The 16040-nt window shown below is 58.3% G+C and carries 15 protein-coding genes; 6 read left to right on the top strand and 9 right to left on the bottom strand.

The genetic code is table 11. The features are described 5' to 3' along the window. The first annotated feature begins 284 nt into the window (after positions 1 to 284). The 6 genes from HZB29_07375 (at position 285) to HZB29_07400 (ending at position 6094) form a co-directional block, all read left to right on the top strand. On the top strand, positions 285 to 1073 hold the full coding sequence (locus HZB29_07375) for an ABC transporter permease (GenBank protein ID MBI5815416.1): 789 nt from the start codon (positions 285 to 287) through the stop codon (positions 1071 to 1073). A 21-nt stretch (positions 1074 to 1094) separates the two neighbouring features. Then, a complete protein-coding gene (locus HZB29_07380) occupies positions 1095 to 2069 on the top strand; it encodes a DUF3187 family protein (GenBank protein MBI5815417.1) in 975 nt (324 codons plus the stop codon). A 121-nt stretch (positions 2070 to 2190) separates the two neighbouring features. After that, on the top strand, positions 2191 to 3030 hold the full coding sequence (locus tag HZB29_07385) for an NAD(+)/NADH kinase (GenBank protein MBI5815418.1): 840 nt from the start codon (positions 2191 to 2193) through the stop codon (positions 3028 to 3030). Continuing rightward, positions 3017 to 4081: a GGDEF domain-containing protein gene (locus HZB29_07390; GenBank protein ID MBI5815419.1), complete on the top strand. Its 1065-nt coding sequence runs from the start codon at positions 3017 to 3019 to the stop codon at positions 4079 to 4081. The genes HZB29_07385 and HZB29_07390 overlap by 14 nt, the downstream gene beginning before the upstream one ends. Positions 4082 to 4133: 52 nt before the next feature. Next, positions 4134 to 5840: a DNA repair protein RecN gene (recN, locus tag HZB29_07395; GenBank protein MBI5815420.1), complete on the top strand. Its 1707-nt coding sequence runs from the start codon at positions 4134 to 4136 to the stop codon at positions 5838 to 5840. Beyond that, positions 5837 to 6094 (top strand): SemiSWEET transporter, encoded by a 258-nt coding sequence (locus HZB29_07400; GenBank protein MBI5815421.1) that lies wholly within the window; start codon positions 5837 to 5839, stop codon positions 6092 to 6094. Before recN ends, HZB29_07400 begins: the two co-directional genes overlap by 4 nt. On the opposite strand, the gene HZB29_07405 is transcribed toward HZB29_07400, so the two are convergent. The 9 genes from HZB29_07405 to HZB29_07445 form a co-directional block, all read right to left on the bottom strand. Then, the gene (locus HZB29_07405; GenBank protein ID MBI5815422.1) at positions 6091 to 7158 is read right to left on the bottom strand and encodes an agmatine deiminase family protein; all 1068 of its coding nucleotides are present in this window, start codon (positions 7156 to 7158) and stop codon (positions 6091 to 6093) included. The genes HZB29_07400 and HZB29_07405 overlap by 4 nt on opposite strands. After that, on the bottom strand, positions 7155 to 8045 hold the full coding sequence (locus HZB29_07410) for a carbon-nitrogen hydrolase (GenBank protein ID MBI5815423.1): 891 nt from the start codon (positions 8043 to 8045) through the stop codon (positions 7155 to 7157). The genes HZB29_07405 and HZB29_07410 overlap by 4 nt, the downstream gene beginning before the upstream one ends. 73 nt (positions 8046 to 8118) lie before the next feature. Then, a complete protein-coding gene (locus HZB29_07415) occupies positions 8119 to 10218 on the bottom strand; it encodes an LPS-assembly protein LptD (GenBank protein ID MBI5815424.1) in 2100 nt (699 codons plus the stop codon). Positions 10219 to 10462: 244 nt separating this feature from the next. After that, positions 10463 to 11152 carry a CBS domain-containing protein gene (locus tag HZB29_07420; protein ID MBI5815425.1) on the bottom strand — a complete coding sequence of 230 codons (690 nt, stop codon included), beginning with the start codon at positions 11150 to 11152 and terminating at the stop codon, positions 10463 to 10465. A gap of 24 nt (positions 11153 to 11176) precedes the next feature. After that, a complete protein-coding gene (locus HZB29_07425) occupies positions 11177 to 11881 on the bottom strand; it encodes an ABC transporter ATP-binding protein (GenBank protein MBI5815426.1) in 705 nt (234 codons plus the stop codon). Beyond that, positions 11874 to 12596 (bottom strand): ABC transporter ATP-binding protein, encoded by a 723-nt coding sequence (locus tag HZB29_07430; GenBank protein MBI5815427.1) that lies wholly within the window; start codon positions 12594 to 12596, stop codon positions 11874 to 11876. Before HZB29_07430 ends, HZB29_07425 begins: the two co-directional genes overlap by 8 nt. Continuing rightward, positions 12597 to 13601 carry a branched-chain amino acid ABC transporter permease gene (locus tag HZB29_07435; protein ID MBI5815428.1) on the bottom strand — a complete coding sequence of 335 codons (1005 nt, stop codon included), beginning with the start codon at positions 13599 to 13601 and terminating at the stop codon, positions 12597 to 12599. Between the two features lie 5 nt (positions 13602 to 13606). After that, positions 13607 to 14482: a branched-chain amino acid ABC transporter permease gene (locus tag HZB29_07440; GenBank protein ID MBI5815429.1), complete on the bottom strand. Its 876-nt coding sequence runs from the start codon at positions 14480 to 14482 to the stop codon at positions 13607 to 13609. Between the two features lie 82 nt (positions 14483 to 14564). Continuing rightward, positions 14565 to 15914 (bottom strand): ABC transporter substrate-binding protein, encoded by a 1350-nt coding sequence (locus HZB29_07445; protein ID MBI5815430.1) that lies wholly within the window; start codon positions 15912 to 15914, stop codon positions 14565 to 14567. Between the last annotated feature and the right edge of the window lie 126 nt (positions 15915 to 16040).

Raw genomic sequence — 16040 nt, forward strand, 5'->3', positions numbered from 1 at the left:
AATCCATTCTTCCCTTGCCAGTTTTCCCGTTACCGTTTACTCTTTTCATGTGACCTCCTTGCTTTCCGTTGTTTTCGTTCAAAAACATGGTAGCAGGTGAGGTCATACCTTCGTTTCAACTAAGTTTAGGACACTTTCGCTCTAAAAACCGATACGCTTAAGGAATATCCAATTACAGACCCGATAATCGGTTGAACCTCCATCCACCCGGCTATATAATCACCCAACCGGCCTTCATGGGCCGCATTTTTTCCGCCAGACGCGCGGTGTTTTGAGGTTATGGAATGATAGGATTTTTTTCGGCGAACCTAAAGTCGCTTTACGCCCGGCGGGAGCTGATCCTCACCCTGGTGGGGAAAGAGCTTAAGGCGCGGTACAGGGGTTCGTTTTTCGGCGTGTTATGGACGTTTCTCAATCCGCTATTGCTTCTGCTCGTCTATGCGCTGGTGTTCTCTGTGTACATGCGGGTGCAGGTGGAAAACTACGCGGTATTCATGTTCGTGGGGCTTTTGCCGTGGATATGGTTTTCCACATCGCTTCTCGACGGGGTAAATTCCATCGTAAGCGCCGGGAGCCTTATCACAAAGTCCATGTTCCCGGCGGAGATACTGCCGATGGTGAAGATACTTTCCAACCTTATGAACTATGTGTTCAGCTTGCCGCTATTGTTCATTTTCATGGCGATTTACGGTGTGCCGGTCAAATGGACTATCCTTTGGCTCCCCGTGATAATGATTGCGCAGCTTCTTTTTACTGTCGGGCTTGTGTACCTGCTGTCGTCGGTGAACGTGCGGTTCCGGGACACCCAGCACATTCTCGGCAACTTCGTCACCTTCTGGTTTTTCCTCTGCCCGATACTGTACCCGATAAGCCAGACGCCGCAGGAGTGGCGTTTCGTGTTTTACTTGAATCCAATGGCGCTATTGTCTGTGTGCTATCAGGACATCTTCATAAACGGCAATGCGCCGGATCCCTTGTTTTTCGCCATCCCGGCGCTGACGGGGGCCGTCATCACGTTGATCGGCTTTTATCAATTCGACAGGTACAAGGAGACGTTCGCCGAGGAGATTTGAGTCCATGGCGGCGGTGACCAGATGATTTCCATGACAGCGTTGGCTTTGGCCGCCAGCCTTGCCTTTGGCCAAGCCGGGGATTACGCCGGGCCGATCCCGGTCCAGAACCATCATCCGCTTTACGTGGGTTTGCTGTACCCGGTCCCGGAGGAGGCTGCCCCGGCAGGGTCATTCAAATGGACCATCGCCGCCAACCATACGAACGTTTATATGTTCGATTCCGGCGGCGAATGGAACGCCGCGCTGGACATGGAGCTTACCGAGGCGGACATCTCAGCCTCATTGCCCATAATCCCGGGGAAACTGGAGGCCGGATTTTCCGCCCCTCTCTATCATTCTTACGAAGGCTTCATGGACACCACCATAAGGTGGTGGCACCACAGGCTCGGCGCCGCCAGTTACGCCGGGGAGGATCAGGCGCCGGACAACAGGTATGTGGACACGATCTACCATGACGGCCAGTTGTTCACCTCTGGAAAGACGGGATGGGGAGCCGGCGACGCAAGCTTCTGGCTGAAGGCGAAACTTTGGGAAGACCAGGGTGCGGTCCTTTCGGCGCAAGGATTGGCCCAGGCCCCCACAGGGGACGCGGACAGGGGTTTTGGATCCGGCCAGTGGGAAGGGGCGTTGCGGCTGTTAGGAGAGTTCCGGCACGAGATCATGGCGGGAAGCATGGGGATCGGCGCGGCGTCACCCGGATCGTTAAAGCGCTTCGGGCAGAGCGTGGCGCTCGATCCGGTATATTTTGGATTCGCGGGATTGGAGATACCGGTGGTGAAGAGACTTAACCTTGTGGTCCAGTCCATGGCGAACACATCGCCGTTGAAGGACGCGGGGATAGTGGAATATTCGCGCGAGTGGGTGGAGATAACTTTCGGCTTCAATTATATATTGGAGAGCGGGAGCGTGATAAGGCTCGGTTTTTCGGAAAACCTGAACCAGACCGCGCCGGACTTCACGGTACATTTGAGTTTTACCGGGATGACCCTGAATTGACCGCCGCTGGCGCCAGCCTTGCCGCGTAAGCCTTGCGTATGATAGGTTATAAACTGCTTCGACATTCCTTTCCGGAGTCAAATTGGAAAAAATAGGCATAGTCGCCAAGGTGCAAAGCGCCATGGCCGAACAAGGGATCAAAAGCCTGACCGAATGGCTTGATGGGCGGAAGATCGAGTACCTGATAGACGAAGAGTCCGCCAAGGTGGCCGGGATGAAGTCCAGGCTCACCAAGGTGGCCCTTGCCCGGGAGGCCGACCTGATAATTGTGCTCGGGGGCGACGGGACATTCCTTAGCGTGGCCAGGCTTGCCGAGGGGCGGGCTGTGCCAATCCTCGGGGTGAACCTGGGGGGGCTTGGGTTCCTCACGGAATTCGCTTACGAGGAGATGATCCCTGCGCTGGAGAGCGCCGTGGCGGGAGACTATGCCTACGAGGACAGGATAATGCTGGACGTTTCCGTCTCCCGTGAAGGCAAGGTGGTGGCCTCCTACACTGTGCTCAATGACGTGGTGATAAACCGGGTGACCCTGGCGCGCATGGTGACGGCGATGGTGGCGGTGGACGGCGTGCTCGTCAACGAGTACACCGCCGACGGGCTGATAGTTTCCACCCCCACAGGCTCCACTGCGTACAACCTTTCCGCCGGCGGGCCGATTATCCATCCTTCGATAAGCGCCATCATAATAAGCCCCATATGCCCCCACACTTTGAGCAACAGGCCGATAGTGATACCTGACAACCTTGAAATAGAGCTTTCGCTCTCCTCTTCGGCGCAAGGGGAGGCGCTTTTGACGTTGGACGGGCAGGTGGGTTATCAGGTAAATTACAGGGACAGGATAACTATACGAAAATCGAAGGAAATTACCCGTATAATACAGTCACCCTATAAAAACTATTATCAGTTGCTTCGCGGCAAGCTAAAATGGGGTGAGACGATAAGGCAAAATGGATCAAATTGAAACGAACCTGGAGAGGGCGGCGGAGACCGCCCGGAAGGCCATTCCCTTCATGGCCGAGCGGAAGATACCCGTCACTCCAAAGAACTACTTTGTCTGGTATGAGTATTTTCTGGGGGAGAATTTGCCTTTAAAGGCGGCAGTGGACGAGGCACTGGCCTCCGGGGCCGTCATAGACGACATGCTTTGCGCCAGGATTTATGACAAGTTTGCCTTGCGGCCGGTATCGGAATTCGACTCAAAAAAGATAGAGGCGGAGATGCGCGCTCTGGACGCCGCTTCCGCCGCCACGAAAAAACTGCTTGACCCCATCGCCGAGAACCTGAAAAACCTTTCCTCGAGCAACCTGAACTTCGGGGAGAAGATGGCCGGCATAGCCACCAAGATGGAAAAGCAGGTGGAAAGCGAGCAGGTGGAAGAGCTTGTGCGGGTGATCATGGAGGACACCAAAAAGATCGCCACGGAGAACAAGAGCATAAGCGTGCAGTTGACCACCTATTCCGGCCAGGTGAACGACCTGCGGCAGATGCTCGCCAGGGCGAAGGCCGAGGCCAGGATGGACGACCTGACGCAGGTGGGCAACCGGCGGGCCTTCAACGAATCACTGGGCGAAGAGGCCAAGTGGGTGGTCAGGAACAATTCGGTCTCCTGTGTTGCCATGGTGGACATAGATTTTTTCAAGAAGATAAACGACAAGTACGGACACGCCATAGGGGACAAGGCGCTGGTGGCCATCGCCAGGCAGCTTATGGAGACCACAAGCATGGTGGCGGAGGTGTTCCGGTATGGCGGTGAGGAATTCGCCGTGATCATATCCGGCGCCAAGATTGAGCAGGGGCTCGAGCTGATGGAAAAAGGGAGAAAATCCGTTTTTGAGCAGGAGTTCGTGATCCGGGACAAGACCGAGGAAATAACCATATCCATCGGAGTTGCGCTAATCAGCCCGGACAGGAGCGCCGAAGAGAGCGTCAAACTGGCGGACGACGCCCTTTATCTGGCCAAGAAGTCCGGCCGCAACAACGTCAAGTCCGAACTGGACTTGAAGAAGAAGTGAACCGCAAAAACCGGAAAACCACATCGGCGCGGCCATTCGCGCCATTCGTGCCATGCTCCGCGCCTTAAAAGTCTCCGACTTCGCCATCGTCGGCGAGGCGATGATGGAATTCGACCCAGGATTCAACGTCCTCACCGGCGAGACCGGCGCGGGAAAATCAATACTTGTTGAGGCACTTGGGCTCGCCTTGGGCGAACGGCCCGCCGAAACGATGATCCGCGCCGGCGCGGACCAGGCGGCTGTGGAGGCGGTGTTCGACATCGCCCGGATGAAAGGGGCGGCGGCGTGGCTTGCGGAGCAGGGGATCGAACAGGAGGGCGAGTTGATCGTGCGGCGCGTGGTGGCCCGGTCCGGAAAGAACAGGGTGTTCATCAACGGCGCCATCGTCACCGTGGGCCAATTAAAGGCGGTGGCGGAAACCCTTGTGGACATCCACGGCCAGCATGAAAGCCAGGCGCTATTCAATCCGGCGGCGCACCTGCCGTTTCTGGACACTTTTTTGAAATTGGACGGCGAACGGGAGAAATACGCCGAGGTTTTCGAAAAATACAACGCCGCCCGAAAAAAACTTAAAGAACTAAAGGAAAACCAGAGGGAGATCGAACGGCGGCTCGACCTTTTGAAATTCCAGGCAGGCGAGATATCCAAGGCGGACATCAAGCACGGCGAAGACGAGGAACTGGAACGGGAGAAAAAGCGGCTCACCCACACGGAAAAACTTTTGCAGCTGGCCGGTGCGGCCATTGAAGCGCTGGAGGAAGGGGATGGCTCCGCGTCGTCCCTTGCGTTCCGGGCGAAAAACGCCATGGAGCAGGTGGCGGAGCTGGACGCGGCGATGCGCCCCGTGGCCGATCAGCTGGCGGCCGCCATTTTCCAGATGGAAGAGGCGGCGGGACAGATACGCGGCTACGCCGAAGGGCTGGAGCGCGACCCGGCGAGGCTGGAGCAGGTGGACGACAGGCTCGACCTTCTAAAAAACCTGAAGAAAAAATATGGGGACACCATCGTAGAAATCCTTACATATCTGGAAAAGTCCGAGACAGAGCTCGTCTCCATCGAAACCGGCCAGGAGAACATGGACATGCTGGAGGCGGAAGTTTCCGAATTAGGCGCGCGGGCGGCCAAGCTTGCGCTTTCTCTGGACGCGAAAAGGAGGGATGGGGCGCCGGAGTTTTCTAAAAAAGTGGAAAAACAGCTAAAAGACCTGAACATGGGAAAGGCCCGCGTAGAGCCTGTTTTCTACTATGACGAAGATCCCGAAAGCCCCTGCGTGAAAGATGGAAAAACGGCGCGGCTGACCCCGGCAGGCGCGGGGCGGATGGAGATACTGTTCAGCGGCAACCCGGGCGAGCCGCCCAAACCCCTTGCGAAGATCGCCTCTGGAGGCGAGATAAGCAGGATAATGCTGGCGCTCAAGGCCGTGCTCACCGGCGCACAGCCCGTTCCGGTGATGATATTCGACGAAATAGACGTGGGGATTGGGGGCGTTACCGGCGACAGGCTTGGGGAGAAAATGCGCGCGCTGGCAAACACATGCCAGGTATTTTGCGTGACTCATCTTGCCCAGGTGGCGCGGCAGGCCCATGCCCATTTCCTCGTGGAGAAGGGGGAGAAGAAAGGGAAGGTGAGCGTGAGCGTATCGAAGCTGGACCGCGAAGGGCGTATCCGGGAGCTTGCCCGCATGGCCACCGGCGAAGGGGGCGGGGCGGAGACGGCGCTCAAATGGGCGGAAGAGGCTCTCGACGGCGCCGGGGGATGACGGACCACGCCGACACATTGGGGTATATCGCCGGGGCGCTATGCACGTTGGCCTTCATACCCCAGGTGTACCGCACATGGAAACTGCGCTCGGCCAAGGAGATTTCGTTGGGGATGTACTCCCTGCTCGTCACCGGCGTATTACTTTGGCTGATCTACGGGATAGTCCTTGGCGCCGCGCCGATCATAATCGCAAACACCGTCACGCTGGCCTTGGCGCTTGTGATACTTGGGATGAAGATAAGGTTTGGCTAGATGGCCGGCTGCTGCTGTGTCAGGCAATGCAATGCGCCAAGCCCCCACACAAGGTCAACCGCGCTTATCCCAACAACTTCCCTGCCGGTGAAAAGCTCCGACAATATCCCAAGCGCGATCCTGTCCGCCGGGTCGTTAAAGGTGGGGACGATCACCGCGGCGTTGGCGATATAAAAGTTCGCGTATGACGCCGGAAGGCGCATCCCGTCAAACCATAATGGCTCCGGCATGGGTAGGTGCACCACTTCGGGCCTTGCGCCGTCCTCAAGCCGCATATCCTTCAAGCGCTCGATGTTCTCTTCCAGCGGGGCGTGGTTTGCGTCTTTCCCGTTTTTCTCTCGGCAGACCACAAGGGTGTTGCGATTGACGAACCGGCAAAGGTCGTCCACGTGGCCGTGCGTATCGTCCCCGGCGATCCCCTTGCCAAGCCACAGCACGTTTGTCACTCCAAGATGCTCCCGCAACGCCTTTTCGGTCTGCTCACGGTCCAGTCCGGGATTGCGCGTTTGCGTCTTTTGATCCAGCAGGCATTCTTCGGTGGTGATCAGAGTCCCGGCGCCGTTGACGTCTATGGCGCCCCCCTCCAGCGTGAAGGGTCTTCCAGCCAATTGCGCCTCGAACAATCTCATACCAAGCCTTTTCGCCGCCGCTGCGGGGACCTTTCGGTCCTTTTTCCAGTTCGGGTATTTTGCCCAAGCGTTGAAATTGAACTCGACGATGGCCGATTCAGCCTTTCGTCCGCGCTTTGTGACGAAAATCGGGCCGCAATCGCGGGTCCATCCCCTGTCTGTGGCGAGCCGGACGAATTCGATCCGCTTTAAGTCCACATGCGATTTTGCCAGCGCGCGGCGGGCATGCAGCTCTTTATCTTTTGATCCCACCAGGATGCGGACAATTTCGCCACGCGAGATTTTTTTCACAATCTCCGCGTACACCCACTGGATGGGGGCGAACTTGCCGGGCCAATCGGCGCTGTTCTGCGGCCAGCAAATCCATGTGGCCTCGTGCCGTTCCCACTCGGCCGGCATGGTAAAGCCGAGGGATGCGGGTGTTTTTCCCCTCATTCCCCGCCGAACCTTTTCGTTATGCCGCCGTATATGTCTATCCGCCGGTCGCGGAAAAAGGGCCAGTTGCGGCGGGTGTCTTCTATCACCGAGGCGTCCACCTCGGCGATGACTATCTCCTCCTTGTCCACCGAGCCTTGCGCGATCAACCGTCCGAAAGGATCGTAAACAAAGCTCGATCCCCAGAATTCAAGCCCGTCGCCAGAGCCCTCCGGCTTTTCAAAGCCGATTCTGTTCACCGCCGCCACAAACACCCCGTTGGCGATGGCGTGGCCCCGCTGGACCGCCATCCATGCCTCCCGTTGCGCCACGCCGTATTTTTCCTTTTCGGCCGGATGCCAGCCGATGGCGGTGGGATAAAAGATCACCTCCGCCCCTTCCATTGCCGTCAACCGCGCCGCTTCCGGATACCACTGGTCCCAGCAGACCAAAACGCCGATCCGCCCCGGCCCCGTGTTGAACGCCTTGAAGCCAAGGTCGCCGGGGGTGAAATAATATTTCTCGTAAAAGCACGGATCGTCCGGGATATGGGTCTTGCGGTACAGGCCGATGGTCTTCCCGTCCGGGCCGAACACCGCCGCCGTGTTGTGATATACCCCCGCCGCGCGCCGCTCGAAAAGCGAGGCGATCACCGCCGCGCCGCAGTCCGCCGCCGCCTTGGCAACAGCCTGGCTCGTTGGGCCGGGGACCGGCTCGGCCAGGTTGAAAAGCGCCGCGTCCTCCCGCTGGCAGAAGTAATGCGTCCTGAAAAGCTCCGGCAGGCACACCACCTCCGCCCCAAGCGCACACGCCTCGGCTATTTTCGCCACAGACTTGGCAAGGTTCGCCGCCGGATCGGCCGACATGGCCATCTGGACAAGGCCGATACGGTATTTTCTTTTCTCCACATCGTCTCCGAATGATCCAACACAGTCCGTAATTGTATATCAACCCCCGGCGGCGGGAAAGGAGGGGGGGCCGTTAAATCTTCTTCCTGGCCAGCGCTGGTTGTTCGGCTCCGAGCACGTCCCCAACGCCGATGAGGGTGATGGTGAAAAAGAACCTGGTCTCCTCTTCCACCGAAGTGGAGCCGTCCGCTTCCGAGCGCGTCACGTCCCGTTTCTGGAAATTCAGCGCGAAGCCCCAGCAATCGTCCCTGAACCTTATCCGGGCCATGCTGTCTTTTGCCCGGGCCTCCACTTCGTCGTAGATGACGGAAAAATCGGCCGACAGGCCCCACGGCAGGAACAGTTCCAGCAAAGCCGTGTCCCACGCCGAGTCCACCCCGTTCATGCCGCTTACGTTCCCCCACGTGTAAGACCTGTCCAGCGCGATGTTGGCGACGGATCCCAATTTTACGCCAAGTTCAAGTCTGGAGGCGTCCCAGAACTGATCGTAAAAGCTGTAGGTGGTCAGGAGCCTGAAATACGTCCAGTCAATGGGCCGGGTGCTAAGGTCGAACTGGATGGAGGAAAAGGGGCGCTTGTCCGGGTCGGCGATGTCCGTCCGGTTGGCCTCGTTCAAGTCGTACGACTCGGTGATGTTAAAGGTCAATATCTGCGACGTCTTGCTGTCCTCCGGGCCTGTGACCTCCTTGGCCAGAAGGGAATTCTGGATGGTGAGCGATATGGCGTTGGCCGGATTTGATCCGTCTATATTAGAATCAATCGTTTTTACCCTTTGCCGGTCCTCGCCGTCAAATTCATATCCGGGTATGTATCCCCATGCGATTATCGGCGTTATAAGATGCTTCAGTTTCGGCCTTGCCGGATTGTCCATTTCAAAAATGCGGAAGACTTTCGGGCCGGTGAGCGACAGGGCGGCGTAATAATACTGGCGCGAGAAAGAGTTGTCGTACAGCTCGCCCGTCGCAGGCTCCACCCCGCGTGAGTACCATGTGTGGCGGTAGCTGGCCGCGGCCTCCAGGGAAAGCCAAGGGGCAATGGCCACTGGGTATGAAACCTGGGGGTAAATGTCGAACCTGTCCACGTCGAAGGAGGTCTTGCCCTCGTCAATCCCGGTGTCCGTCTGCAGCGACGAATAGCTTGATTCCATGGAACCGTACACCGGCGACCCGAACAGCGCCTCCTTCTGGTTGACGAACTTTAGTTCCGGCGACCTCTGCACACGGGAGGCGTTGGCCGGATCGGTGGATTTCTGCTCCCTGGCGAGAAGTGAAAGGCTGCGCGTAGAGAAACTTTTTGAGAACACCACATAACTGTCGTTGTAGTTTTTCGTCCTGTCGTCCACGTTGGCCCCGTATTCCCTGTTCAAGGAATTCTCGCTTTCCAAGTTCAGGTTGACGAAGCTTTTAACGTTCCAGGGGAGTGTCTGTCCGTGGACATAGATCACATTCCACAGGTTGCGGTCGGCGGTCTTTTCCGGGTCGGTCTCTTTCATGTACACGGCGTTCAGTGTCCCGGCCGTGCCGGGGCCGAATATATACCGGTATTCAAGGCCGGCCAGGTTTCCGCTTTCGCCCATGTAATGATGGGTGATGGTGGCGTCCGTATTTTCTGAAATGGCCCAGAAAAATTCGTTCCGCAATTCCATCCCGTTCTTGGAAGAGTAGCCGCCCCCAGGAGTCAGAAAGCCTGTGGCCCGCTTCGTCTTCGCCGGGACGATCATGTATGGCAGGTAAAATATCGGCCACCCCCCGGCGCGGAACACCATCCCTTTCATGTAGGCGTAACCTTCGACCGTAAGGTCCACGCTGTCCGCCTCCATCAGCCAGTGGGGATGGTCCTGTGGGCAGGTGGTGACGGCGCCGTATGTGATTTCATACCTGTCATCGGCCACGCGGACGATCTTCACTCCGTTGAAAAAATAGCGCTGGCCAAAGTTGCCCGCCGCCCTGTAAAGCGCGCCGAGCTTCGTGTTGGAGTTGAACTCGGCCTTCTGGCCGTGGATCTGCGCGGTGGGATCGGTGTACCATGCGTTCCCGTCCACGACGCCGTCGCCTGTCTTTTCGTCGTACTCGGCCAAGTCTCCGGTGATCACCTTGTCGGCGTACTGGATGGAGACGTTGCCCGTGGCGGTGGATATCCCGGTCTGTGCGTTGCGGTGTGCCTCATCGGCCATGATGGTTACCGGGTTTTTTTGCCCGGACTGCTGGGCTGCGCATGGCGCGGGGTGGAGAAATGCGGACAACGCCGCCAGGACCGCGAACAGGGCTGTCCGGGATGCAAAAAAACGGGGCCGAGCTGTTTTGGGAGCCATCATACCGCCATGATCGCCAAAGGGCCGAAAACCGGGTGAAAACAAACTTTATTAAAAACGATTGTGGCATTGTATCGGCGCGGGCGGCGGCAAGTCAACGGTGCCGTCACCTCTTCTTGCGCCTTCTCACCTCGCCGGTGAAGTCCTCCGCCACGCTGATAAGCGTGAACTTGCTTCCCAGCGCCCGGCGCATCTTTTCCACCTCATCCTTGTCCACCCTTCGTATCCGGAAATAGACCTCCCGGTTTTTCTCCCCCTCGCTCGGGTAGTGGGTGAGCACGCTAATGATCCTGGCGCCCATCGCCCGCAGATCGTCGGCCACTTCCTTTAACGATCCGGGCCTGTCCTCCAGTGAAAAGGCAAACTGCACGCCGTCGTGGTTCGCCCCTGTTATGGAGACAAGGGCGCGGAAAATGTCTGTCTGGGTGATCACGCCGGTAACGCGGCTGTCATCGTCCACCACCGGCAGGCCGGATATCTTGTTGTCGAGCATCAGCACGGCGGCAAGCTCCACGGTCTCGCCCGCCTTGACTGTAACCACGTTGCGGGTCATTATCTCGCATAGTTTCACGTTGGCCAGCAGGTAGTTAAGCTCGAAAACGTCCAGCGAAGTGGCCTTGGAGGGGGCGGCGGCCTTCAAGTCCCTGTCCGTCACCACCCCGGCCAGCCTTCCGTCATTGTCCACCACCGGCAGGTAGCGGATGCCCGCGCTTTTCATGATGTGGGAAGCCGTCATTATCGGTGTCCCCATTTCCGCCACGATGGCCTTCTTGCTCATCCAGTCGCCTATCAGCATGGCTCACCTCGCGTTTGTTCCGGTTTACATTCCAAGGTACGCCTCGCGCACCCGTTCGTCCTCAAGCAGTTCCTTCCCGCTCCCGCTGGCCACCACGCGGCCGTTCTCCAGCACATACGCCCTGTGGCTTATGGCCAAAGACCTTTTCACATTCTGCTCCACCAGCAGCACAGTGACCCCCGTTTCGTTTATCACCTTTATTATCCGGAAAATCTCCGAAGCCAGCAGGGGGGACAGCCCCAGCGAAGGCTCGTCGAGCATCAGTATCTTCGGGAGCGACATCAGCCCCCGCCCCACCGCCGCCATCTGCTGCTCACCGCCGGAAAGTGTCCCGGCCGGCTGATTTTTCCTTTCGCGCAGCCGGGGAAACAGGCCATACACCCATTCGAGCGTCTCCGCGCGCTTGCGTTTTGCCATGGGGGTAAGCGATCCCATGATAAGGTTTTCCTCCACCGTCATCTCGGTGAAAAGCCTGCGCCCCTCCGGCACGTGGGCGATGCCGTGGTGGATTATCTTGTCCACCGGCGTCTGGTCGAGCCTTGCCCCGTCCAGTTCGATTATACCCGCCGCAGGCCGGATGATCCCGGATATGGCGCGCAACGTTGTGGACTTCCCCGCCCCGTTGGAGCCCACCAGCGTGACGATCTCCTTTTCCCCCGCCGTAAACGAAACGCCCCATAGCGCCTGCATGTCCCCATAGAACGCGTCCAGCCCGGTAACCTTAAGCATCCTGCGGCTCCCCCAGGTACGCCTCGATCACCGCCGGGGCCGCCGTCACCTCCAAAGGCGATCCTTCGGCGATGGTCTGGCCGAAGTTGATGACGTGTATCCTGTCCGAAATGGACATCATCACCTTCATGATGTGCTCCACTATCACTATCGTCACCCCGCTCTGCTTTATCTTGCGGATGAGCGCGATGGCCTCGTCCTGTTCGGACGGGTTCAGTCCCGCGAAGGTCTCGTCCAGAAGTATCATCGCAGGCTTCGTTGCAAGCGCCCTTGTGATCTCCAGCCGTTTGCGGTCCCCAATGGTGAGCCCTCCGGCGATCATCTCCCTTTTCCCGTGGATGCCGCAAAATTCCATGGTTTCCGCCGCCAGGCCCCTCGCCGTACGCATGGAGCCCGCCTTGGCAAAGGCCGCCGCCAGCACATTGTCCTCCACCGTCATGCGCTTTAGCGGCCGCACCACTTGGAACGTGCGGGCGATCCCCAGCCGGTTTATTTTGTGCGGCTTTAGCCCGTCTATCCTCTTTCCCTTGAAATGCACTTCGCCGGCGGTGGGCCTGAAAAAGCCGGAGACGAGGTTGAATATCGTCGTCTTTCCCGATCCGTTCGGCCCGATAAGCCCGAAAATTTCCCCCTGCGCCACGCTAAAGCTCACTCCGTTCACAGCCGCCAGGCCGCCGAAATATTTGACGAGCCCCTTCACCTCGAAAAAGCCCATCTATGCCCCCTTGCGTCGTGAAAAGCGCCGTGCGATCTTCCCCCAGTCACCAACAACGCCGTTGGGCATGAACCGGATCACGATCACCACCAGCGCACCGAATCCCAATACGTGCGCCTTGGCCATATAATCCGCCGCAGTCATCAGGCTTTCCACCCCGGTGGCCTTCGCGGCTTCGGCGATATAGCCGAAACCGCCCGTGCGGAACATCTCCTGGGTGAGCACCATGATGAACGCCCCCACCGCCGGGCCGTATATCGTCCCCACCCCGCCGACTATACCGACAAGGATCGCCATTATGGAGATGTCGTGGAGGGAAAAGACCACATGCGGATCTATGAACCCCATGTAATTCATGTACAAGCCCCCCGCCACGCCAGTGAGGGCGGCGGCGATGGTGAGCGACACCATTTTGTAAAAGTGCGTGTCCACCCCCAGGCTCTCCGCCGCGTCCGGGTCCTCCCGGATGGAGATGAAGTAATAGCCGGTCTTCGAGCGCATCACAAGCATCACCGACACCACGGAGAACGCCGCCAGCGCAAGCGTTATGTAGTAATAGGGAGTCTTGGAGATGTACGTCTGCATTATCATGATCCCCACCATCCCTTGCGTGAGCGATTCCCATATGGTGGCGACATGGCGCATCACCTCGTTTAGCGCCAGCGTAGCCAGTGCGAAGTAAGCCCCCCGCAACCTGAAGCATATCCAGCCGAATGGGAGGGCGATGAGCGCCGCCACCACACCTCCCAGTGGCACACCCCACCAGGCCGACCAGCCAAGGTGGACCACCAGCAAGCCCGATGTGTACGCACCGGAGCCGAAGAACGCCGCGTCGCCGAAGGACACCTGCCCGGTGTACCCCGCCAGCAGGTTCCAGGCCGAGCCAATCACCACCCACATCAGGGTCAATATCAAAAGGTGCAGGTAATAGTCGTTGTCCACCAGAAGCGGGACCGCCGCCAGCGCCGCAAGGATGATAGCAGGAGCCCATTTTTGATACCCCATCGCCGTCACGCCTTGGTGAGCGCTTTGATCCCGCCGGGCAGGAACAAAAGGACGAGGATGAATATCACAAGGCCGATAAGGTCCTCAAATTCCATGCCCACATAGGTGGCGCCGAACGCCTCGGCCAGCCCCAGAGTCACCCCGCCGAAGATCGCTCCCACCGTGGAGCCAAGCCCGCCGAGGATGCATATTACGAAAGCCTTGCGTGTGAACGGCCCGCCGATGTCCGGATAAAGATAGAAAATCGGCATGAGCAGCGTCCCCGCCGCCGCCACCAGCGCCGAGCCCAGACCGAAGGTGACATATGTGATCCGCTCCGTGTCCACCCCCATCAGGCCAGCCGCCATCCTGTCCTGCGCGGTGGCCCGGATGGAGCGGCCGGTGTCCGTCTTGATGAGGAACAAGAACAGCCCCGCCGTCATCAGCGTGGCTATCACGAAGTCCACCATCAGCGGCACGCTGAACGAAATGTTCCCCGCGAACATCGTGGAGTTGGAATAGGAGGTCTTCACGGACTTGTAGTCCGAAGTGAATATGAACCTCATTATCTCCGTAAGCACCATCCCGATCCCCACCGTCATGAGCACCTGGTTTTCCGGCAAGATCGTCTCCACCCGGATGAGCGGATTTAGAAGGTATTTCTGGAGGATAAGCCCCAGCGCAAAAATGGTGGGGGCGCTCACGGCAAGCGAAAGGTACGGGTCCATCCCCAGCACGGCGAACAGGGAGTATGTAAGGTACATGCTCACCATCATCATCTGGCCGTGGGCCAGGTTGATGATCCCCATCACACCCATGACAAGGGTCATCCCCATGCCGATAAGGGCGTATAGCCCCCCCTTAAGTACGCCGGAAACGAGGGTCTGGAGAAAGAGGTCCATTTTGCGCGAACCTATTTTAATGTAGAGGCGACCCGTTGGGGCGCCCGAGGGCGAGGCGGCGCCTCGCCCCTGCATGGCCCACCTACTTCCTCTCCTTGGCCCAGTCCACCGGATAAACGTACCTGGCGGAGGCGCCCTTCTTCGGCCACACTATCTCAAGCTTCCCGTTTATCCACTGCACCACGTAAGAGTCCAGCTTGTTCTGGTTGACCTTCTTGCCGTCGGCGGCGAATTTCACCTGGCCGAACACCGTCATCATGTTCGTCTCCGCCAGGGCCTTCTTCACGTCATCCGTGGAAAGTGATTTGGCCCTGTTAAGCGCGTCGGCTATCACGTACATCGCCGCGTAGGCCTCCGCGCCGTGATACTCGGTCTCCCGGTTGTGCTTTTTGACGAACTTGTCGAAATACTCCCTGGCTCCAGGATACGGCAGCGACTGATGCCACAACGTGGCCGATATCACCTTCTCGGACGCCTTGCCGGCCCCTTCCCGGAACTCCGGCAACGTGAACCCGGCGCCACCACCGGCGAAAATCCTGGGCGCAAGCTTCAATTCCATCGAGTGGTTCATCAGGAGCGCCGCGTCGTTGGAATAGGAGACCATGTAGATCACGTCCGGGTTGGCCTGCTTGATCCGCGAAAGGATCGGCTTGAAGTCCAGCGTGGCCTTGTCATACCCCTCCTTTATCAGCACGCTTATTCCCATCTTCTTGAACCGCTCGTCCACGTTGGAGGCCGACGAAGTGCCGAAAAGGCTGTTCTCATAAAGGATCACCGCAGTCTTGGGCTTCACCACTTCGGACAGGAACTCGCACACGCCCTCGGCGTATTCGCTGGCCGGAGGATTGATCCGGAAGACCGAATAGCGCGGCATGATCATGGCCACTTCTTTTTCCGCCTTGGCCTTCAGCTCGTCGAGTTCCTTTTTGATCTCCGCTTTCCTGGCGGGGTCTTTCTCATCGTCCATCGCTTTTTTCTTCTTGGCCGCCATCTGGCCGGACGGGGTGTAGCCGGCGGGCTCTGTGATGTTGTCCGCCGAGCCTGTGTTTATCACCAGCGGGAACCCCTTGTTCACCGCCACCCCCGCCATCGCCGCGGTGACGGAGGAACTGTACCCGCCGCCGATGACCGCCACCCTGTCCTGCGTGATCAGTTTTTCGATGGCGTTTCGCCCCACGTCCGGCTTGCTCTGGTCGTCCTCGAAAATCACCTTCACCGGAGCGCCGCGCACCCCTCCCTTGGCGTTGATCTCCTCTATCGCCATTTCAAACGACAGTTTTTCTATTTCGCCGAACTTGGCCTCCGACCCGGTGAGAGGCAGCACTATGCCCACCTTGACAGGCTCCGCCGCAAAGGCCCATGATCCAGTAAATTGGACGCCGGCTATTGCGGCAAGGAAAGAAAGGACAAAAAGACACGCGGTTTTTTTCATAATCCACCCTCGAGAACGATGGTTGATCAAATGCGCCGGACTTCCCCATGGCAAGCGCGTTATCGGCGCAGCGGCGCTCAAGCTGATATAAAAGCGCGCCCTTGGCGTATTATATTTTACAAACGG

The sequence above is a fragment of the Nitrospinota bacterium genome (assembly GCA_016235255.1).
GTDB lineage: Bacteria > Nitrospinota_A > UBA7883 > UBA7883 > JACRLM01 > JACRLM01.